At 67.0% G+C, this 19,154-nt stretch carries 18 protein-coding genes; 9 read left to right on the plus strand and 9 right to left on the minus strand.

Annotation, left to right across the window (positions count from 1 at the left end):
- Positions 1-99: 99 nt before the first annotated feature.
- Positions 100-1,656: a glutamine-hydrolyzing GMP synthase gene (guaA, locus tag FBT96_RS06495; protein WP_136905509.1), complete on the plus strand. Its 1,557-nt coding sequence runs from the start codon at positions 100-102 to the stop codon at positions 1,654-1,656.
- 38 nt (positions 1,657-1,694) lie between these two features.
- Positions 1,695-2,453 (plus strand): GNAT family N-acetyltransferase, encoded by a 759-nt coding sequence (locus FBT96_RS06500; protein ID WP_136905510.1) that lies wholly within the window; start codon positions 1,695-1,697, stop codon positions 2,451-2,453.
- 96 nt (positions 2,454-2,549) lie between these two features.
- Here the strand turns inward: FBT96_RS06500 and aroB are convergent, their stop codons facing one another.
- Both aroB and FBT96_RS06510 read right to left on the minus strand, forming a co-directional pair.
- A complete protein-coding gene (gene aroB / locus FBT96_RS06505; protein ID WP_136905511.1) occupies positions 2,550-3,656 on the minus strand; it encodes a 3-dehydroquinate synthase in 1,107 nt (368 codons plus the stop codon).
- Positions 3,657-4,220: a shikimate kinase gene (locus FBT96_RS06510; protein WP_136905512.1), complete on the minus strand. Its 564-nt coding sequence runs from the start codon at positions 4,218-4,220 to the stop codon at positions 3,657-3,659.
- Between the two features lie 218 nt (positions 4,221-4,438).
- Between FBT96_RS06510 and FBT96_RS06515 the strand changes: the two genes are divergently transcribed.
- The 4 genes from FBT96_RS06515 to FBT96_RS06530 are packed head-to-tail and all read left to right on the plus strand — an operon-like array spanning position 4,439 to position 8,585.
- Positions 4,439-4,684 carry a hypothetical protein gene (locus FBT96_RS06515; RefSeq protein ID WP_169583269.1) on the plus strand — a complete coding sequence of 82 codons (246 nt, stop codon included), beginning with the start codon at positions 4,439-4,441 and terminating at the stop codon, positions 4,682-4,684.
- A complete protein-coding gene (locus tag FBT96_RS06520) occupies positions 4,674-6,251 on the plus strand; it encodes a hypothetical protein (protein WP_136905514.1) in 1,578 nt (525 codons plus the stop codon). The genes FBT96_RS06515 and FBT96_RS06520 overlap by 11 nt, the downstream gene beginning before the upstream one ends.
- Before the next feature lie 5 nt (positions 6,252-6,256).
- Entirely contained in the window at positions 6,257-7,189 is a 933-nt protein-coding gene (locus FBT96_RS06525) for a site-specific tyrosine recombinase XerD (protein ID WP_136905607.1), read from the plus strand.
- Between the two features lie 46 nt (positions 7,190-7,235).
- The gene (locus FBT96_RS06530; protein WP_136905515.1) at positions 7,236-8,585 is read left to right on the plus strand and encodes an HlyC/CorC family transporter; all 1,350 of its coding nucleotides are present in this window, start codon (positions 7,236-7,238) and stop codon (positions 8,583-8,585) included.
- 3 nt (positions 8,586-8,588) lie between these two features.
- Here FBT96_RS06530 and lipA read toward each other — a convergent pair whose 3' ends face one another.
- Positions 8,589-9,551 carry a lipoyl synthase gene (gene lipA, locus FBT96_RS06535; protein WP_136905516.1) on the minus strand — a complete coding sequence of 321 codons (963 nt, stop codon included), beginning with the start codon at positions 9,549-9,551 and terminating at the stop codon, positions 8,589-8,591.
- Between the two features lie 83 nt (positions 9,552-9,634).
- The gene (locus FBT96_RS06540; RefSeq protein ID WP_136905517.1) at positions 9,635-10,777 is read right to left on the minus strand and encodes a DUF6456 domain-containing protein; all 1,143 of its coding nucleotides are present in this window, start codon (positions 10,775-10,777) and stop codon (positions 9,635-9,637) included.
- Positions 10,778-10,994: 217 nt separating this feature from the next.
- On the opposite strand from FBT96_RS06540, the gene FBT96_RS06545 reads away from it, so the two are divergent.
- A complete protein-coding gene (locus FBT96_RS06545) occupies positions 10,995-11,303 on the plus strand; it encodes a DUF6477 family protein (protein WP_136905518.1) in 309 nt (102 codons plus the stop codon).
- A 7-nt stretch (positions 11,304-11,310) separates the two neighbouring features.
- On the opposite strand, the gene FBT96_RS06550 is transcribed toward FBT96_RS06545, so the two are convergent.
- On the minus strand, positions 11,311-12,876 hold the full coding sequence (locus tag FBT96_RS06550; protein ID WP_136905519.1) for a helicase HerA-like domain-containing protein: 1,566 nt from the start codon (positions 12,874-12,876) through the stop codon (positions 11,311-11,313).
- 461 nt (positions 12,877-13,337) lie between these two features.
- Between FBT96_RS06550 and FBT96_RS06555 the strand changes: the two genes are divergently transcribed.
- Positions 13,338-13,934 carry an invasion associated locus B family protein gene (locus FBT96_RS06555; protein WP_136905520.1) on the plus strand — a complete coding sequence of 199 codons (597 nt, stop codon included), beginning with the start codon at positions 13,338-13,340 and terminating at the stop codon, positions 13,932-13,934.
- Between the two features lie 57 nt (positions 13,935-13,991).
- On the opposite strand, the gene FBT96_RS06560 is transcribed toward FBT96_RS06555, so the two are convergent.
- From FBT96_RS06560 to FBT96_RS06575, 4 genes are read right to left on the minus strand one after another with little or no spacing between them, the layout of a single operon-like run.
- Positions 13,992-15,206 (minus strand): beta-ketoacyl-[acyl-carrier-protein] synthase family protein, encoded by a 1,215-nt coding sequence (locus FBT96_RS06560; RefSeq protein ID WP_136905521.1) that lies wholly within the window; start codon positions 15,204-15,206, stop codon positions 13,992-13,994.
- Complete coding sequence (locus tag FBT96_RS06565) at positions 15,203-15,478, minus strand: acyl carrier protein (RefSeq protein WP_055208257.1); 276 nt, start codon at positions 15,476-15,478, stop codon at positions 15,203-15,205. Before FBT96_RS06565 ends, FBT96_RS06560 begins: the two co-directional genes overlap by 4 nt.
- 7 nt (positions 15,479-15,485) lie before the next feature.
- On the minus strand, positions 15,486-16,586 hold the full coding sequence (lpxD, locus tag FBT96_RS06570) for a UDP-3-O-(3-hydroxymyristoyl)glucosamine N-acyltransferase (protein ID WP_136905522.1): 1,101 nt from the start codon (positions 16,584-16,586) through the stop codon (positions 15,486-15,488).
- 48 nt (positions 16,587-16,634) lie between these two features.
- The gene (locus FBT96_RS06575; RefSeq protein ID WP_249306341.1) at positions 16,635-18,191 is read right to left on the minus strand and encodes a L,D-transpeptidase family protein; all 1,557 of its coding nucleotides are present in this window, start codon (positions 18,189-18,191) and stop codon (positions 16,635-16,637) included.
- Between the two features lie 378 nt (positions 18,192-18,569).
- Here FBT96_RS06575 and FBT96_RS06580 point away from each other — a divergent pair, with 378 nt between their 5' ends.
- Positions 18,570-19,130 (plus strand): YcbK family protein, encoded by a 561-nt coding sequence (locus tag FBT96_RS06580; RefSeq protein WP_136905523.1) that lies wholly within the window; start codon positions 18,570-18,572, stop codon positions 19,128-19,130.
- Positions 19,131-19,154: the final 24 nt, after the last annotated feature.

A 19,154-nucleotide genomic window follows, 5' to 3' on the forward strand; every position in this document is an offset into this window, starting at 1 on the left:
TCTTTCATTTCTAGCCCCCCCCCCCCCCCCCCCCCCCCCCCCCCCCCCCCCCCCCCCCCCCCTCTTGCTTTCCGGCCCATCCCAACCTATTCCGCAGCCATGACCCAGCATCAGCGCCTTCTCATCATCGACTTCGGCTCGCAGGTGACCCAGCTCATCGCCCGGCGCCTGCGCGAGCTTTCCATCTACTGCGAAATCCACCCCTACCAGAAGGTGACCGACGCCTTCCTGGCAGATTTCGCCCCCAAGGCCATCATCTTCTCGGGCGGCCCGGATTCGGTCACCCGGGAGGGTTCCCCCCGCCCGCCGAAATCCGCCTTCACCCTGGGCGTGCCGATCCTTGGCATCTGCTACGGCCAGCAGGTGATGATGCAGGAGCTGGGCGGCCTCGTTGAAACCGGCCATGGCACCGCCGAATTCGGCCGTGCCTTCGTGACCCCGTCCGAAAATGTCCTGCCGCTGCTGCGCGGCTGGTTCGACGCCGGTCCCGAGCAGGTCTGGATGAGCCACGGCGATCACGTCTCGCGCATCGCCCCGGGCTTCGAGGTCTACGGCACCTCGCCCGGCGCGCCCTTCGCGATCACCGCCGATGTCTCGCGCCACTTCTACGCCGTGCAATTCCACCCCGAGGTGCACCACACCCCGAAAGGCGCGAAGCTTTACGAAAACTTCGTGCGTCTGGCGGGCTTCACCGGCGACTGGACGATGGCGTCCTACAAGGACGACGCCATTGCGAAAATCCGCGCGCAGGTGGGTGACAAGCGGGTGATCTGCGGCCTGTCGGGCGGCGTCGACAGCTCGGTCGCGGCCGTGCTGATCCACGAAGCCATCGGCGATCAGCTGACCTGCGTTTTCGTCGATCACGGTCTGATGCGGCTCAACGAGGCCGACGAAGTCGTGACGATGTTCCGCGACAACTACAACATCCCGCTGATCCACGCCGACGAGGCCGATCTCTTCATCGGTGCGCTCGAAGGCGTTTCGGACCCCGAGGTCAAGCGCAAGACCATCGGCAAGCTCTTCATCGACGTCTTCCAGCGCGAGGCGAACAAGATCGAAGGCGCCGAATTCCTGGCGCAGGGCACGCTTTACCCCGACGTGATCGAATCGGTCTCGTTCAGTGGCGGCCCCTCGGTCACGATCAAGTCGCACCACAATGTCGGCGGCCTGCCGGAAAAGATGGGGCTGAAGCTGGTCGAACCCTTGCGCGAACTCTTCAAGGATGAAGTCCGCGCCCTTGGCCGCGAATTGGGCCTGCCGGAAAAATTCATCGGCCGCCACCCCTTCCCCGGCCCGGGTCTGGCGATCCGCTGCCCCGGCGAAATCACCCGGGAAAAACTCGATATCCTGCGCAAGGCCGATGCGGTCTACATCGACCAGATCCGCAAGCACGGGCTTTACGACGCGATCTGGCAGGCTTTCGTCGCGATCCTGCCGGTGAAGACCGTCGGCGTGATGGGCGACGGGCGCACCTATGATTACGCCTGCGCGCTGCGTGCGGTGACCTCGGTCGATGGCATGACGGCGGATTACTACCCGTTCAGCCATGAGTTCCTGGGCGAAACCGCGACGCGGATCATCAATGAAGTCAAGGGCATCAACCGGGTGACCTACGACATCACCAGCAAGCCCCCGGGCACGATCGAATGGGAGTGACCCGCAAGGGTCGCTTTCTGGCGCCCTAGGAGGGAGAAGTGTCGCTGATCCATCTGCAAGGCCAACTGATCTGCACCACGCCCGAGGATCGGCGCGTGGTGCTTTCCGGGCTCGCGGCGCATCTGCGCCAGAGCCTGGGCCACCCCGGCTGTCTGTTCTACGAAATCACCCAGACCGAGGATCCCTTTGTCTGGCAACTCGATGCGGGCTTTGCCGACCGCCATGCCTTCACGGCCTGGCAGCAGGCCACCGAGACCTCGGAGTGGGCCAGCCGCGGTATCCGCCACGACCTCACCCCCCGCCCGGCCAAGCCGGAGATCGGCCCCGAAACCGCCGCCGATCCGCGCGCGCTGCATCAGCTGCTTGAGGCCGCCTTCGCCCGCCGCGCCGAGGCCGATCTGGTCGATGCCCTGCGCGCCTCTGGCGATCTCGCGCTCTCGCTCACCGCCCGCTTCGGCCGCGCCTGTCTTGGCCATTGTGCCTTTTCCGCGCTTGCCGCGCCGTTTCCGGCCTGGGCGCTGGGCCCGCTGGCCACCCGCGCCAGCCTGCGCCGTCAGGGGATTGCGACGACACTGGTGCAGGCCGGTCTTGAAATCGCCCGCGCCCGCGGTATCGCGGCGATCTTCGTGCTGGGCGATCCGGCCTGGTACCACCGCTTCGGCTTCTCCGCCGAGGCCGCCCGCGGTTTCATCAGCCCCCATGCCGGGCCGCATCTGCAGTTGCTGAACCTGACCGGCACGGCGCTGCCCAAAGGCGAGATCCGCCACGCGGCCGCCTTCGCGGATCTGGACGACTGACCCGCGTCCCTTTCACCTTGGTGCAAATATCCCGGGGGGCCCGGGGGGGCAGAGCCCCCCGTCCGCAACTGATCCGGGCAGCGCCCCCGTCCGCACTTACCGCCGCGCCAGGGCTTCGGTCAGCAGATCCTTCAGCACCGCGCGCGGCACATCCGAGGTCACGAAGGCGTCGCCGATCCCCCGCGCCAGAATGAAGCGCAGCTTGCCATCCAGCACTTTCTTGTCCTGGCCCATAAGCGCGATCAGCCCCTCGGCATCGGGCAATTCCCCTGGAATATCAGCCAGTTCCACCTTCATCTTCATGTCGCGCAAATGCGCCCGCACGCGCGAGGGCGCCTCTTGCGCGCACAGCCCCAGCCGTTGGCTCAGCTCAAACGCCAGCGCACAGCCGATCGCCACGCCCTCGCCATGCAGCAGCCGGTCCGAATAGCCCGTCGCGGCTTCCAGCGCATGGCAGAAGGTGTGACCCAGGTTCAACAGCGCCCGGTCGCCTTCCTCGGTCTCGTCGCGCGCGACGATCTCGGCCTTCATCTCGACCGAGCGCTTCACCGCATGTTGCCGCAAGGCCCGGTCGCCCGCCGCCATCGCCGGGCCCTTCGCCTCGAGCCAGTCGAAAAACGCGGCATCGCCCAGAAGGCCGTATTTCACCACCTCGCCATAACCGGCCAGAAAATCGCGCGGCGGCAGCGTGTCCAGAAGCCCGATATCGGCCAGAACCAGCGAGGGCTGATGAAAGGCGCCGATCAGGTTCTTGCCCGCCGCGACATTGATCCCGGTCTTGCCGCCGACTGAACTGTCGACCTGCGCCAGAAGCGTCGTCGGGATCTGCACGAAGCGCACGCCGCGCCGCAGCACCGCCGCGGCAAAGCCGACCAGATCGCCGATCACGCCGCCGCCAAAGGCGACAACGATATCCTTGCGCTCGACCTTTTGCGCCAGAAGCCATTCGCAGACGCGCTCGAAATGCGGCCAGCTTTTCGTTCCCTCGCCCGAGGGCAGCGTCATCGTCACCATCTCGACATCACCCAGGCCCGCGCGCAGCGCCTCCAGATGCAGCCCGGCCACGGTCTCGTCGGCGATCACCGCCACCTTGGGCTTGCGCAAAAGCGGCGCGATTTCCGCCCCCGCCCGCGCCAGCAGCCCGGCACCGATCCGCACCTCATAGGCGCGCGCGCCCAGCTCCACCTTCACCACTTCGGTCATTCACTCCTCCGCGAACAGCCCCGGGCGGCCCCGAAGCGCTTCGATCACCTTTTGCGCCATCTGCTCGATCGAAAGACCCGGCTCGGCCTCCACCGCCACCTGCGCCAGCGCATAAACGGGATAGCGCCGCTCGATCAGCTCGGCGAGCGTCCCCTTCGGGTCGGGCGTGCGCAACAGCGGCCGCGTCGTCTTGCCCTTGACCCGGGTCCAGAGCAGCTCCAGATCCGCCTGCAGCCAGACCGAGACCCCCAGCCGCGCGATCATCGCCCGGTTCGTCTCGGACAAAAAGGCGCCGCCGCCGGTCGAGACCACCCCGGGCGCGCCCGACAGCAGCCGCGCGATCACCTCCGATTCGCGGGCGCGAAAGAACGGCTCGCCATCGCGTTCGAAAATCTCCGCCACCGAGCGCTGCGCCGCCTTGACGATCTCCTCGTCGCTGTCGTGAAACGGCACCCGCAGCGCCCGCGCCAGCGCGGTGCCCACCGCGGTCTTGCCCGCGCCCATCATGCCCACCAGCACGATCGTCTTTTGCAGGTGCGGGTGAACTTGCTCTTGCCCGGTCACGCAGCCCTCCCCGGCCCGACGCCCTTGGGGCGCTTGCGCATTCGTGATCTTTGCGCCCTTCAATGGCGTGAACTTTGTCGAAATGCCATATATAATCTTGCCAGCGCGACGTTTCGGCGGCATCCCCGCAGCGGCGGCGCCCCGGACGGGGTCAGGCTGCCGCCATCGAAGACGATCGCAGACGAACATAAAGACAAGAAAGCAAAATCATGGGGCGCATGTTCAAGGTCATTCTCGTTCTTCTTCTGGCGGCGGTGCTGGGCACGCTGGGCTATGCCTATTTCGGCGACATGACCGCCGATCCGGTCGAGATCCGCAGCCCCGTCGCCCTGCCCGATCTGGCGCCGGCCGCCGCGGTTCCGGCCGCCGCCGTGTCGCCCGCTTCTCCCGCCTCCCCGGCGCCGCAGGCCGCCGCGCAACCGGCCCCGGCGACTGAAGCTGCGGGGGCGGGGCTTGACGATTGATCGCCGCCTGCTGCTGGGCCTGACGCTGGGGCTTTGGCCCGCCACCGCGGCGCTGGCCGAGGCGCCGATGTCGGCGATCGACTGGCTGTCGACCTCGGTCAGCGGCGTGCCGGTCCGCCCAGGCGGCGGCTCGGCGGCGGTGCTGCCTCCCGTCGTGGGCGAGGCCCCGGTTTCGGGCGGGGGCACGGTGGAACGCATCGGCGTCGCCTCGCTCGAGTCTGCGCGCAATGCGGACAGTCTCGGGCTTTTGCCCGCCAGCCGTCTGGGCCTGCCGCGCGGGCTTTGGGGCGCCACGCCCGAGGTCGATCTGGCCGCGGCGCTGCGCAAGGAGCGGCTCGACACCCTGCCCGCGGTGCAGGGGTTCCTGCTTGAACTGATGCTGGCCGAGCTGGACCCGCCGATCACCCCCGCGCCCGAGGGGCAGAACGTGCTGTTTCTGGCCCGCATCGACCGGCTGCTGGATCTGGGCGCGCTCGATCAGGCGATGGCGCTGCTGGAACAGGCCGAGCCCTCGGACCCCGAGATTTTCCGGCGCCGCTTCGATGTCGCCCTGCTTCTGGGCGAGGAAGACCATGCCTGTGAAATCATGGAGAAAACCCCCGCGGTCGCGCCCTCTTATCCGGCCCGGATCTTCTGTCTGGCGCGGCGGTCGAAATGGGATGCGGCGATGCTGACGCTCGGCACCGGGCGGGCGCTTGGGCAGATCGACAGCGAAACCGCGCTGCTTCTGGAACGGTTTCTCGATGACGAGGGCGCCGATGGCGCCGCCGATCTGCCGCCGCCCGCGCGGCCCACGCCACTCAGCTTCCGGCTGATGGAGGCGATCGGCCAGCCGATGGCGACGACGACCCTGCCCGTCGCCTTTGCCCATTCCGACCTGCGCGCCAATGCCGGCTGGAAGACGCAACTGGAGGCGGCCGAGCGGCTTTCGCGCATGGGCGTGCTTGATCCGAACCAGCTGCTTGGGCTTTACACGCAGGACCGCGCTTCTGCCTCGGGCGGGGTGTGGGACCGGGTTTCCCTTGTTTCCCAATTGGATGCAGCCCTTTCTGCAAGTGATGTCGCGCGCGTCTCAAAGGTTTTGCCCGCCGCCTGGGATCTGATGCAAGCGCAGGAGCTGGAAACCGCATTCGCCGCGATGTTCGCCCCCCGGCTGCTGGATCTGCCGCTGAGCGGAGAGGCCAAACGGCTGGCGCTGCGGCTGGCGCTGCTCACCGGCGCCTTCGAGAGTGTCGCGCGGACCCAAGCAGACGCCGCAGCACAAGAACCGCTGCTGATCGCGCTCGCCCGCGGCGACACCGCGCCGGTGGAGGCGCAGGATCTGCTGGGCCTGACGGTGAAGCGCATCTTCGACGCCCCGCCCGCCGCCGTGCCCGAAGCCTATGCGGGCCTTGTGCCCGACCGGCTGGGCGAGGCGCTGCTGGCCGCGGTCGATGACATTTCCGAAGGCGCCAAGGGCGACGCGCGGCGGCTTGAATCCGGGCTGACGCTTCTGCGCAAGACCGGGTTCGAAAGCCTGGCGCGGCGCACGGCGCTGCAGCTGATCATTCTGGAGCGGCGCGGATGATCCGGATGCTGCCGCGCGAACGCATCGCCGTCTTCCTTGAGGCGCAAGCGGCCGAGGCCGGGGCGGCGCGCAACACGATCGCCGCCTATGGCCGCGATCTGAGCGATTTTCTGGACTTCACCACGGCCAAGGGCCTTGATCTGCTCACGCTGGACCGCGCCGCGGTCGAGGATTGGCTGGTCCGGCTTGAGGCCGAGGGGCTGGCAAAGGCGACCCGGGCGCGGCGGCTTTCGGCGGTGAAGCAGTTCTACCGCTTCGCCTATGACGAGGGCTGGCGCAGCGACAATCCGACCTTGCAGATCTCGGGGCCGGGCAAGGCGCAGCGGCTGCCGAAAACGCTGAGCATCGAAGAGGTCGAGGCGCTTTTGGAGGCCGGACGCGATCAGGGCCGCAGCCCGGCCGAGCAGATCCGCAACCGCTGCCTGATGGAGCTGCTTTACGCCACCGGCATGCGGGTGAGCGAGCTGGTGGGCCTGCCGGTGGCGGCGGCGCGCGGCAATCCGGCGATGCTGATGGTGCGCGGCAAGGGCGACAAGGAACGGATGGTGCCGCTCTCTGCCCCGGCGCGCGAGGCGCTGGCGGCCTGGCTGATCACCCGTGATGCGGCCGAGGACGCGGCGCGGATCGCCCGCCGTCTGCCGCCCTCGCGCCATCTTTTCCCGTCCTCGGGCAAGGAAGGGCATCTGACGCGGCAGGGATTTCATGCGCTGCTGAAAGAGATCGCGCTGGCGGCGGGGCTCGACCCGGCGCGGGTGACGCCGCATGTGCTGCGCCATGCCTTTGCCACGCATCTGTTGCAGGGCGGCGCCGATCTGCGGGTGATCCAGACGCTTCTGGGCCATGCCGACCTGTCCACCACCGAAATCTATACCCATGTGCTGGAGGAACGGCTGAAGGATCTGGTGCTGGGCCACCACCCGCTCGCCCGCAAGGGCTGATCCGCCCGCTTGATCCCGGCCCCGCAACGCGCCATCATCCCCGATCATGACCGAAACCACCCTTCTTGCGACCCTTTCCGCCTTTGCCGCCCGGCTTGACACCGGGTTTTGGCTCACTGCCGGGGCGATCGTCGTTCTGCTGATGCTCTCGGCGTTCTTTTCGGGCTCGGAAACCGCGCTGACGGCGGCCTCGCGGCCGAAGCTGCGGGCCCGGGCCGACCGGGGCGACAAGGGGGCCGAAGCCGCGCTGCAGATCACCGAGGACAACGAGCGGCTGATCGGCGCGCTGCTTTTGGGCAACAATGTCGTCAACATCCTGTCCGCGGCGCTGGCGACGGCGCTCTTGACGCGGCTCTTCGGCCAGTCCGGGGTGGCTTTGGCGACGGTGGTGATGACGGCGCTTGTGCTGATCTTTTCCGAGGTGCTGCCGAAGACCTGGGCGATCAGCACCCCCGAGACGGTGGCGGCGCGGGTGGCGCGGCTCGTGCGGGTGCTGATCCGGCTGCTCAGCCCGATCGTGACGGTGGTGCGGATGATCGTGCGCGCCATCCTGTGGGTGTTCGGGCTGCGCACCGATGCGAACCAGAACATGTTCTCGATCCACGAGGAAATCGCCGGGGCGCTGGCGATTGGGGCCTCGGAGGGGACGGTGGACAAGGCCGACCGCGACCGGCTTTTGGGGGCGCTCGATCTGGGCAACCGCAGCGTGGCCGAGATCATGCGCCACCGCAGCCAGGTCGAGATGATCGACGCCGAGGACGACCCGAACGAGGTGCTGGCGCAGGTGCTGGCCTCGCCGCATACAAGGTTGCCGCTTTACAAGGGCGAGCGGGAAAACGTCGTCGGCATCCTGCATGCCAAGGATCTGTTGCGCGCGGTCGAGCGGTTTTTGCGCAGCGGCGATGGCAAGCTGGATTCTGTCAGCGATCTTGACCTGATGAAAGTGGCGATGAAGCCCTATTTCATCCCGGAAACGACGCCGCTCGATGAACAGATGCGGGAATTCCTGAAGCGGCGCACCCATTTCGCGCTGGTCGTCGATGAATATGGCGATCTGAAGGGGCTTTTGACGCTGGAAGACATTCTGGAAGAGATCGTCGGCGAGATCACCGACGAATTCGACCCCCGCGCGGCGCGGCAGCTGAAACCGACAGAGACGGGCGATTATCTGGTCGAAGGCGCGATGACGATCCGCGATCTGAACCGGGAAACCGACTGGGCGCTGCCCGATGACGAGGCGCATACGGTGGCGGGCCTCGTCATCCACGAGGCCCAGTCGATCCCCGAGGTCGGTCAGGTGTTCTCCTTCCACGGCTTCCGCTTCGAGGTGGCCGGGCGCAAGGACAACCGCATCAGCCAGCTGCGCATCCGCCCGCTCGAAGGTCTGCCGCGCTAGGGCTCAGCGGCCCAGCTTCGCCAGCCGCGCCACGCGCAGTTTCGCGAAATCATCGCCCGCGTGATAGCTTGACCGCGTCAGGGGCGTCGCCGAGACCATCAGGAAGCCCTTGCCATAGGCCGCCTTTTCATAATCGGCGAATTCCTCGGGGGTGACGAAGCGGGACACCGCATGGTGTTTCGGCGTCGGCTGCAGATACTGGCCGATGGTCAGGAAATCGATGTCGGCGGCGCGCATGTCATCCATCACCTGAAGCACGCCCTGCCGGTCCTCGCCCAGACCGACCATGATGCCGGATTTGGTGAACATCGCCGGGTCGAGTTCCTTGACGCGTTGCAGCAGCCGCAAGGAATGGAAATAGCGCGCCCCGGGCCGCACGGTCGGATAAAGGCCGGGCACGGTCTCAAGGTTGTGGTTGAACACGTCCGGCCGGGCTTCGACAACCTTTTCAAGCGCTTGCGGGGCACACTTGAGAAAGTCGGGGGTCAGGACCTCGATCGTCGTGTCCGGCGCGCGGTGGCGCACGGCCCGGATCGTCTGGGCGAAATGCTCGGCCCCGCCATCGTCAAGATCGTCACGATCGACCGAGGTGATGACGACATGTTTCAGACCGAGCGTCGCCACCGCATGCGCCACCCGTCCAGGTTCAAAGGCGTCAAGCGCCTCGGGCTTGCCGGTGGCGACATTGCAGAAACTGCAGCCGCGGGTGCAGGTCTCGCCCATGATCATCATCGTGGCGTGGCCGTGGCTCCAGCATTCGCCGACATTCGGGCAGCCCGCCTCCTCGCAGACGGTGACGAGCTTGTTCGTCTTCAAGAGATCGCGGGTGTCCTTGTAGCCCTGCGAGGTCGGCGCCTTGACCTTGATCCAGCCCGGTTTCTTCGGCTGGGCATTGTCGGGGCGATGCGCCTTTTCCGGGTGGCGCAGAACGGGCGCCTTGTGGGCCGGGTCCTGAGTGTCGGGCATCGGGCTTCCTTTCGCAGCGGGATTGCCCCCAGATAGGCCGAAAACCCGCCCGATGCAAATTGCCTGTGCCGCCCCGGCCCCACCTAGCCGATCAAGGGCGAGGCCCCGCCATAGGTCTCGTCATAATGCCGCTTGAGCCGCATCAGCGCGATGCGCAGCACGATCTTGCCCGAACGCGCCGACCAGCCCATGCGCTTTTCCGCCGCTTCGAGCCCTTCGAGAAAACAGCAGCACCGAAGGACCATGTCGCCCAGACCCGGCCCCAGATCAGAGAGCGCCGCCGCCACCCGTTCCCGGGCGCGTTCGGAGCCGCCCGAGCCGCCATGGCCCAGATCCGGCCGATACTGACCCCGCGCGCCGCCGGTCATGAAGCGTTCCCAGTTCTGCGCCACCCGCGGCCCCATCTGCGCCAGTTCGAAATCCTCGCGCAGCCGTTCCCCCGCCGCCACCAGATCGGGCGCCAGAAACGGCCGCCCATCCGCATCGCGCCGCCGCGCCAGCACGCCAAGCGGGCTTTCGGCCAGGTTCATCCGCATCCGCGTCACCCGGCCCTGCCCCTCGTGCACCGTGCGCTCGCCCCAGTCCCGGTGCCGGTCGGCCTGCGGATTGCCGTCCGCCTCGGGGTCGCGCCCCTCGGTCGCCGCCTCCGCCTCCAGCAACCGCTTCAGCGCCGCCCGCCCCGCCGGGGACAGCTCGTAGCTTGTCACCCGGCCGCTGTGCTGCACCCCGATCCAGCCGTTCAGCGCAAAGCCCTGCGCCACTTCGCGCGCCACCACCGCCGTCCGCACCGTGCCGCGCAGCACCACCGCCTTTTCCATGTCGGGGGCGATGATCAACAGCGCCCCCGGTTCGGCCAGGCGGCGCAGCACCCGCCGCCCCTCGCGCGAGAGCGTGTCAAGTTCCGGGTAATGGGGATCGGCAGCTTCGGGGCAGGCTTGCGGCGCAGTCGGGCGGATCGGAGCGGTCATCGCGGGGTCATCCTCTCTGGGCGGGGCGGCAGATGCAGCGGAAGCACAACGGCCAAGCCGCGTCAGGGCTTCATCGACAAGCGGATCGTCGCGGCGCTGCTCGATCCGGCGCACCCGGCGCAGGATGGTCGAGGCGTGACAGCCCTCGGCCCGCGCCAGTTGCCGGATCGGCACACCGTCTTCGACGTGACGCAGATAGAGCCGTGCATGGTCGGGCAGCCAGGCAGGCAGCAGCTCCAGAGCTTGCAAGGTCTTCATTCCCCGTCTCCCAGTTCGATACGCTGACGTAAGATAGCGCAAACTGCATCTGCAACCGTGGGTTGCTTTGGTTACCCCTTGGTTAAGAAATGGGGCGATACCGAAAATTCTTTATAAACTCTAAAGATTTCCAAATGCAGCGTTCGGTTGAACTTTCCCTTGCGCAACACCTGCTTGGGTTGTGCCACCCTGGCCCGGACTGAGTGAGGGGATCACGATGACCGACCAGATCGACCAGATGGCGCGTCTGCGCCGTCCGAAACTGCTGATCCGGGCCGCCCGCTTCGGACAGCGCGATTATGACCGCAGCCGCGATCTGCGCCGGCTGCTGGCCGCCCGCGAGCTGCCCGGCCCCGAAGCGGCGCTGCGCGCGCTGATGGCCGAGGAAGCCGGGCTGGAAGAGGCCCGCCAGACCGGAGAGGCCGCCTACAGTTTCCTGCGCCACATCGAGGTGCTGATCGCGATGATGGCCGAGGCGCGGATGCTGCCGCAAGCCCGCCAGCCCGCGCAGATCCGCGTCGCCTGATCCCGGATCAACGCGCCTTGAACAGAGAGCCCAGAACCCCGCGCAGGATCTGCTGACCGGCCTGGCGGCCCAGCTGCCGCGCCAGCGACTTGCCGAAGACCTCGGCGATGCTGTCGCTGCGCGAGGCCGACCCGGCCGGTCGGCGCGGGGTCTTGGCCTCGGGCTGCGGCGCCTCGAAACGTCTGGCGCGGTTGAACTCCGGCCGTGCCGCGGTCGATCCCGCCGGGGGGCTCTCGGCGGCGGCGGCTTCGGCCGTGACCTTTTGCGCCCGTGCCGTCAGGATCTCGAATGCCGACGGCCGATCCAGGGCGCGGTCATATTTCGCGCCAAGGGGCGAGGCCGCCCGCAGCGCCGCGCGGTCCGCGGCCTCGAGCGGGCCGAGCCGCGATTGCGGCGGCCGCACCAGCGTGCGCTCGACCATGCCGGGCGCGCCCTTCGGCTTCAGAAACGAGGTCACCGCCTCGCCCGTGCCCACTTCCCTGATCGCGGTTTCGGTGTCGAAACGCGGGTTCGGGCGATAGGTTTCGGCGGCGCGTTGCAGATCCTTCTGATCGCGGGCGGTAAAGGCGCGCAGCGCATGCTGCACCCGGTTGCCCAGCTGACCCAGAATGTCCTCGGGCACGTCGGCGGGGTTTTGGGTGATGAAATAGAGGCCGACGCCTTTCGAGCGGATCAGCCGCGCCACCTGTTCCACCTTGTCCACCAGCGCCTTGGGGGCATCTTCGAACAGCAGATGCGCCTCGTCGAAGAAAAACACGAAACGGGGCCGGTCGGGGTCGCCGACCTCGGGCAGATCCTCGAAAAGCTCCGACAGAAGCCAGAGCAGGAAGGTCGCGTAAAGCCGCGGGCTGACCATCAGCCGGTCGGCGGCCAGAATGTTGATCCGGCCGCGGCCATCCGGCGCCAGCGTCATCATGTCGGCCAGATCAAGCGCCGGTTCCCCGAAAAACTGCGCCGCGCCCTGATTTTCCAGGATCAGCAACTGCCGCTGGATCGCCCCCACCGACTCGGCCGAGACAGTGCCGTAGCGCAGTTTCAGCTCGGCCGCGCGTTCGCCCACATGCACGAGCATCGCCCGCAGATCGGCCAGATCGAGCAGCGCCAGCCCCTCGGCATCGGCCAGATGGAAGGCGATGTTCAGCACGCCTTCCTGCGCCTCGCTCAGATCCAGCAACCGGGCCAGCAGCAGCGGCCCCATCTCGGTCACCGTCGTGCGTATCGGATGGCCCTGTTCCCCGAACAGATCCCAGAACGTGACCGGACAGGCCCGATAGACAAGATCATAGCCGATCGTGGCGGCACGTTTGCGGAAAGCCTCGTGCAGCGGGCCGGTCTCGGTCCCCGCCGCACCAAGGCCCGAAAGATCGCCCTTGACGTCGGCCAGAAACACCGGAACCCCCGCGGCCGAGAAGCCCTCGGCCAGAACCTGCAGCGTCACCGTCTTGCCGGTGCCCGTCGCCCCCGCGATCAGCCCGTGCCGGTTGCCCGCCTTCAGCAATAGCTCCTGCGGCTGAGCATATCCCTCGCCCCCGCCGCCGACGAAGATCCCCGCCCCGGTCAGACCTGCGCTCATCCGTTCCCCCGCTGCTGCCCCGGCCCGACTGGGTCCGGGAACCTGATCTGCCGCGAGCATACTTGTTTAACCCTTTTGTGCCAGTCTGCAGATGTTCCGCTTCGGGCCCATTGGCCGCGGGACACTTCCTCCCTGTCAGACTGGCCGCGCCTTCGGGCGCGGTTTTTTCGGTTTTCCGCACCGGATCGCGACCGAAATCGCCCCGGGCCGATCATTTTTGCGTGTTGACCTGCGGGTTTTTCCGCATTAGCGTTTCGGGCAATGACATAGTCGGCCAGTCCGACAGGGGGAATACAGGGCTCCGGTCAACGGAGCCCTTCTTTATTCCGCAGCGCGTCTGCCCTCCGTCCTCACGCAAGTTTCACCGCCTGCCTGTGCCGCCACGGCCGCGCGGGCGCTTTTGCCCCTGACAGGCTTCGGGCGGCATGCTAAGGCGGCTCCATCCCCATGGAGGACATTTCATGATCAAAAACACCGCTTCCCTTGCTCTTCTGCTGGCCGCCAGCCTTGCCGCGCCGATGGCGCTGGCCGAGGATGCCGCAGCGCCCGCCCCGGCACCGGCGCCCGCCGCCGAAGCCCCCGCGCCTGCTGCCGCACCCGCCGCCGAAGCCCCCGCCGAGCCCTATGTCAAGACCACGGAAGGCGACTGGAAAGTGCAGTGCATCCGCGTCGAAAGCGGCGACGAGCCCTGCGAGATGTTCCAGCTGCTGACCGACAAGGACGGCAACAAGGTCGCCTCGATCTCGGTTCTGGGCCTGCCGAAGGGCAAGGAAGCCGTGGCCGGCGCCACCATTGCGACGCCGCTCGAATCGGCGCTGACCGCCGGGGTCACGCTGCAGATCGACACGCAAAAGCCGATCACGCTGCCTTATTCCTTCTGCTCGCAAGTGGGCTGCTTCTCGAACGTCGTGCTGAAGGCGGAAGAGCTGGAGCTGTTCAAGAAGGGCAAGAAGATCGCCATGACGATCGTGCCGATGCGCGCGCCCGATCAGAAAGTGGAGCTGGCGATCTCGCTCAAGGGCTTCAGCGCTGCCTGGGATGCGATGCAGCCGAAGTGATCCGAAACTAAGGATCGCCCTGCAAGATGTTGAAAGACGCCGCCTTTCGGGGCGGCGTCATGCTTTGGAAAGGATCAGCACCGCGTTCAGACCGCCAAAGGCAAAGGCATTGCTCATCACCGTGTCGACCCGCGCCTGACGCGCCGCGCCGGGCACGACATCGAGCGGGCAGTCGGGATCGGCTGCGTCAAAGCCCAGCGTCGGCGCGATCACCCCGTCGTTCAACGCCATCAGACAGGCCAGAAGCTCGATCGCCCCGGTGGCGCCGATGCAATGGCCGTGCATTGCCTTGGTGGAACTGACCGGAAGCCGCGGCAGATGCGCGCCGAAGATATCCGACAGCGCCGCCGCCTCGGTCTTGTCATTGGCCGCCGTGCCGGTGCCATGGGCGTTGACATATTCCACCGCCTCGGGCGGCAACCCGGCATCCGCAAGCGCCAGCCGCATCGCCCGCGCCGCCCCCCCGCGCGAGGGCATGACGATGTCGCTTGCGTCCGAGGTCATGGCGAAGCCCTTGATCTCGGCCAGAATCTCGGCGCCGCGCGCCTTGGCGCCTTCAAATGTCTCCAGCACGAAGACGCCCGCGCCCTCGCCCTGCACCATGCCGTTGCGGCTGGCGCTGAACGGGCGGCAGCCGTCGGGCGACATCACCCGCAGCCCTTCCCAGGCCTTCAGCCCGCCGAAATTCAGCATCGATTCCGCCCCGCCCGCCAGCATGCCATCGGCCAGCCCCGCGCGGATCATCTGGAACGCCAGACCCAGCGCATGGTTCGAACTGGCACAGGCCGTCGCCACCGCGAAACTGGGCCCCATCAGCCCGAATTCCATCGAAATATGAGACGCCGCCGCATTGCCCATCAGCCGCGGCACGGTGAACGGATGCACCCGGTTCTTGCCCTCGGCATAAACCGCGCGATAGGCCTCGTTCACCGTCGCATTGCCGCCGCCCGCGGTGCCGATGATCGCGCCCCAGCGGGTGTGATCACAGCTTTCCTGCGGCAGCCCCGCCTGCGCCATCGCCTGCCGCGCCGCGACCAGCGCGAATTGCGTGAAGCGGTCGTAAAGCGACAGCTTGCCCTTGTCGAAATGGCTTTCGGGGGTGAAGTCGCGCACCTGCGCGCCGATCCGGATCGTCAGCCGCTCGACATCGGGAAAGTCGAGCGGACCGATGCCGCACCGCCCCTCCGCCATCGCGGCGAAGGTGCCCTGCACGTCCGGGGCCAGCGCATTGACCGTTCCGGCCCCGGTGATGACGACACGTCTTTGGGTCACGCCAGCGCCGCCTGCGGCCCCGAGATCAGCCGCTCGACCGCGCGCACGATCGCGCCGACCGAGGAAATGTCGAACTCGCTTTGCGTCGGTTCGTTGGCGTTGAAGGGAACGGAAACCCCGAAGGTTTCCTCGATCGCGAAGATCATCTCGACAAGGCCGAGGCTGTCGAGCCCCAACTCGTCAAGCGTCATGTCCGGGCGCACTTCCGCCGGTTCCATCGCAGCTTCGCGGGCGATGATCGAGAGAATCTTGTCCTGCACGTCGGGCCTCATCTGGCTGTTACTCCGTGCCCTTCTTCTGCGTGAGATTTGTAACAGTTTCCCGAAGTTCGGCCATTTGCGCAAAGAGTCGCGGCAGACGGCGGATGTTCTTCCAGGCTTCGACATGGGTTTCCATCTTCACCGCCGGATAGCCGAGCAGCACCCGCCCCGCGGGGGCATTGGTGAAGATCTTGGTGGCGCCGCCGGCGATCACGTCATCGCCGACGAAAATATTGTCGTTCACCCCGCATTGGCCGCCCAGCACCACCCGGTCGCCAATGCGCGAGGAGCCCGCGATGCCGACCTGACCGCACAGAAGACAGTCGCGACCGATCTGCACATTGTGGCCGATGTGGACAAGATTGTCGAGCTTGGTGCCCGAGCCGATCATCGTCGCCCGCACCGTGCCGCGGTCGATGCAGACATTGGCGCCCAGCTCGACATCATCGCCGATGACGACGGTGCCCAGGCTGTGAATCCGGGTCCAGCTTTGTTCGGTGATCGTGTCGCGCTGACCAAGCGTCTCGCGGATTTCCTCGACGCCGGATTTTTCCGGGGTGACAAAGGAAAACCCGTCGGCGCCGATCACCGCGCCGGGCTGGGCGATGAAGCGATCCCCGATCACCACCCGGGCGCCGATCTTTACGCCTTGCAGAACAAGGGCTTCCTCGCCGATCTTTACATCTTCCGAAATGCAGGCATGCGCCGCGATCCGCGCCCCCGCGCCAATGCGCGCGCCGCGGCCGATGACGACGAAGGGGCCGATCGCCGCGCCTGTGCCAATCTCGGCCGTGGGATCGATCACCGCCGTCGGGTGAATGCCGGGCGCGATCTCGGGGCCCGGATCGAAGGCTTTCGAGAGCCCCGCCATGGCGAGCCGCGGCCGGGCGACAAAGATCGCCGCCTTCAGCCCCAGCGCCTGCCAATCCGTGCCCTCGGGCAGGATCGCCGCCAGCGCCTGACCGGCGGCAAGCCCCGAAAGGTATTTCGCGCTCATCGCCAGCGCGATCTGACGCGGCCCCGCCGATTGCGGCTCCGAGGCGCCCTCGATCGGCAGGGACAGATCACCTTCCGCCCGCGCCGCCAGGGCCCGTGCAATGGTTTCGACCGTTTGCGCCATGGATCTTGCCTCTCGTTGACCGGCGCCGTCCCGCGCCTCGTCCCCGATTTAATTCGTCAGCGGCCCCAATGCCACCCCCGCCTTGTCCAGAGCGGCAAAGAGCGCGGCATCCCGCCCGTAGACATCGTCGCGATACTCGATCCGGCCCTGGGCATTCGGGAAGGCGGTGAAATAGACCAGATGCACCGGCACCGGCGTGCGCAGCTTCACCGTCGTCTCGGCGCCGGTCTTCAGCACCGATTTGAAATAGCCCTCGGGGTCGGTCTCCTGCGCGGCGAGCAGCGCATAGGCCAGATCAAAGGGCCGCCCGACCCGGATGCAGCCATGGCTGAAGGCGCGGACATCCTTTTGGAACAGGGATTTCGACGGCGTGTCATGCAGATAGATGTTGTAGGGATTGGGGAAGAGGAACTTCACCAGCCCGAGCGCATTGCCGTCCGAGGGCGGCTGACGCATCGCAAAGGGGAAGTTGCGCGCATTGTAGGCGGCAAAATCGACCGAGTCGCGCGACACCGCCCGGCCCCGGCTGTCGACGAGCTGGATATGCCCCGCCGCGCCCGGGTTGCGCTGCATCATCGGCAGATATTCCTTGACGGTGATCGAGCGCGGCACCGACCAGCTCGGGTTGATCACCATCATCTCCATCACGTCGGAAAACTCCGGCGTGCGGCGGTCGCCCTGGTTCATGCCGACCACGGTCACCGTCTCGAAGCTCATCTTGCCGTCATCGACGATGCGGGCGGTGAAATCGGGCAGGTTCACCCAGATGTGACGCTTGCCCAGATCAAGCCCGTTCATCCAGCGCAGCCGCTCCAGCGCGACGAGGATCGCTTTCATCCGCTCTTCGGGGGCGCGGTTGATCCGCGCCAGCGTGCCCTCGCCCGCGACGCCATCGGCCTTGAGCCCCTGATCCAGCTGATAGGTCTGCACCGCCTTTTGCAGATCGCTGTCATAGGTCGCGCTGACCGAACGGCGCAGATAGCCCATGCGGATCAGCCGGTCGCGCAGCGCGATGACGCCCTGGCCGCTGTCGCCCGGGCCAAGCCGCTTCGCCGCGACCTCGGGCCCCCAGCCGCCGGTGGCGATCTCGGCCTGCAGATCGAGCCGCGCCTTGACCAGCGCCGCATAGCGCGGCGAATTCGGCGCCAGATCGCGCAGGAACCGTGCCGGCGCGGGGCTGGACAGCAGCCCGTTCAGCAGCGCCTGCGGATCGGGGCGGTGGATTTCGCGCACGATCCCGGCATCGATCTTCTTCGGCTCGAGCGCGCCCGAGGCAATGTCGCGCGCCCAGGCAAGATAGGCCAGCGACATCGCCGCATCGAGCTGGCCACGCTCGCGTTCGGTCTCGATCGTGGCGAACCGGGCGCGCAGATCCTCGGCGCCATAGCGCGCCACCGGCAGGCCATTCGCATCGGCCTGATCGAGCGCGGCAAGAAAGGCGGCCCGACGCGACGCGGCCTCGGCGGTGGTCCAGAGCGGCGCATGACCGCGCGCGGCGTAAAAGGCGGCCAGCGCGGGCTCGGCCGCGGCGGTTTCCGCCACCGCCTGGGCAAAGCCCGACAGCACCTGCGCCCGGGCCGGATCCGCCGCCACAAAGGGCGCCATGGCCGCCCCGGCCATCATCATCGCAACAAGGGCGGCCCGACCAACCCCAAGACAAGATCCAACCCCAAGACAAGATGCAGTCATTCTGTCCCCGCCACAGAAAAGCAGCCTGCAACCTGTGGGAAAACCGAGGCCAAGTCCACCCCGCAGGCGGTTTCGCCCGGGCTTTCCCCGCCTCGGCGGCGCGACAGATGCAAACCGGCCACAGCGGTCGGCTCTGGCAAGAAATTGCCGACAGGTCCGGTTTTCCCTACCCGTGAAAAAATGACAATTTGAAACACGATTCGCTTCGTGCCATAACATTGCCACGGAATCCGGGTAAGCACGGATCAAGCCGCAAACTTCAGACGGCACAGACCGAGGGACAGGCGAACCGATATGAGCACGATCACGACTTCTCGTCGCGGGCTTCTTGCGGCCTTTGCAGCCACGCTTGTGGTAGCCGCCCCGAAAGCCTCCAACGCCTTCAGCTTTCTGCGTGGCGCGGGCGATATCCGTCGGATCCACATGTATTCCGGCCGCACCGGCGAAAGTCTTGACACGATCTACTGGATCGAGGGCGAGTATATCCCCGAGGCGCTGAAGGAAATCACCCGGTTCATGCGCGACTGGCGCACCAATGACGTGAAGACGATCGATCCGCGCACCGTCGATATTGCCGCCGCCTCGCATCGTCTGCTCGAGACGTCGGAACCCTTCATGCTGCTGTCGGGCTACCGCTCGCCCGCGACCAATGCGATGCTGCGCTCGCGCTCGGGCGGGGTGGCGCGCAATTCGCTGCACATGCGCGGGATGGCGGCGGATCTGCGGCTGAAATCGCGCTCGGTCGGTCAGGTCTATTCCGCCGCCCTGTCCTGTCGGGCGGGGGGCGTTGGCAAATATGCGCGCTCCGATTTCGTGCACATGGATTGCGGCGATGTCCGCAGCTGGCAGGGCTGAGCCCGCCTTTCCAGCCTGAGGAAA

The organism is Rhodobacter capsulatus, from assembly GCF_005144475.1.
In the GTDB taxonomy this organism is placed as follows: Bacteria; Pseudomonadota; Alphaproteobacteria; order Rhodobacterales; family Rhodobacteraceae; genus Rhodobacter; species Rhodobacter capsulatus_C.

Bases quoted from the DNA above. Each gene is read 5' to 3' on its own strand.
- guaA (WP_136905509.1), top strand. From the start codon at position 100: ATGACCCAGCATCAGCGCCTTCTCATCATCGACTTCGGCTCGCAGGTG.
- aroB (WP_136905511.1), bottom strand. From the start codon at position 3,656: ATGACCGAAGTGGTGAAGGTGGAGCTGGGCGCGCGCGCCTATGAGGTG.
- FBT96_RS06515 (WP_169583269.1), top strand. From the start codon at position 4,439: ATGTTCAAGGTCATTCTCGTTCTTCTTCTGGCGGCGGTGCTGGGCACG.
- FBT96_RS06525 (WP_136905607.1), top strand. From the start codon at position 6,257: ATGCTGCCGCGCGAACGCATCGCCGTCTTCCTTGAGGCGCAAGCGGCC.
- FBT96_RS06530 (WP_136905515.1), top strand. From the start codon at position 7,236: ATGACCGAAACCACCCTTCTTGCGACCCTTTCCGCCTTTGCCGCCCGG.
- lipA (WP_136905516.1), bottom strand. From the start codon at position 9,551: ATGCCCGACACTCAGGACCCGGCCCACAAGGCGCCCGTTCTGCGCCAC.
- FBT96_RS06540 (WP_136905517.1), bottom strand. From the start codon at position 10,777: ATGAAGACCTTGCAAGCTCTGGAGCTGCTGCCTGCCTGGCTGCCCGAC.
- FBT96_RS06545 (WP_136905518.1), top strand. From the start codon at position 10,995: ATGACCGACCAGATCGACCAGATGGCGCGTCTGCGCCGTCCGAAACTG.
- FBT96_RS06550 (WP_136905519.1), bottom strand. From the start codon at position 12,876: ATGAGCGCAGGTCTGACCGGGGCGGGGATCTTCGTCGGCGGCGGGGGC.
- FBT96_RS06555 (WP_136905520.1), top strand. From the start codon at position 13,338: ATGATCAAAAACACCGCTTCCCTTGCTCTTCTGCTGGCCGCCAGCCTT.
- FBT96_RS06565 (WP_055208257.1), bottom strand. From the start codon at position 15,478: ATGAGGCCCGACGTGCAGGACAAGATTCTCTCGATCATCGCCCGCGAA.
- lpxD (WP_136905522.1), bottom strand. From the start codon at position 16,586: ATGGCGCAAACGGTCGAAACCATTGCACGGGCCCTGGCGGCGCGGGCG.
- FBT96_RS06575 (WP_249306341.1), bottom strand. From the start codon at position 18,191: ATGGCGCCCTTTGTGGCGGCGGATCCGGCCCGGGCGCAGGTGCTGTCG.
- FBT96_RS06580 (WP_136905523.1), top strand. From the start codon at position 18,570: ATGAGCACGATCACGACTTCTCGTCGCGGGCTTCTTGCGGCCTTTGCA.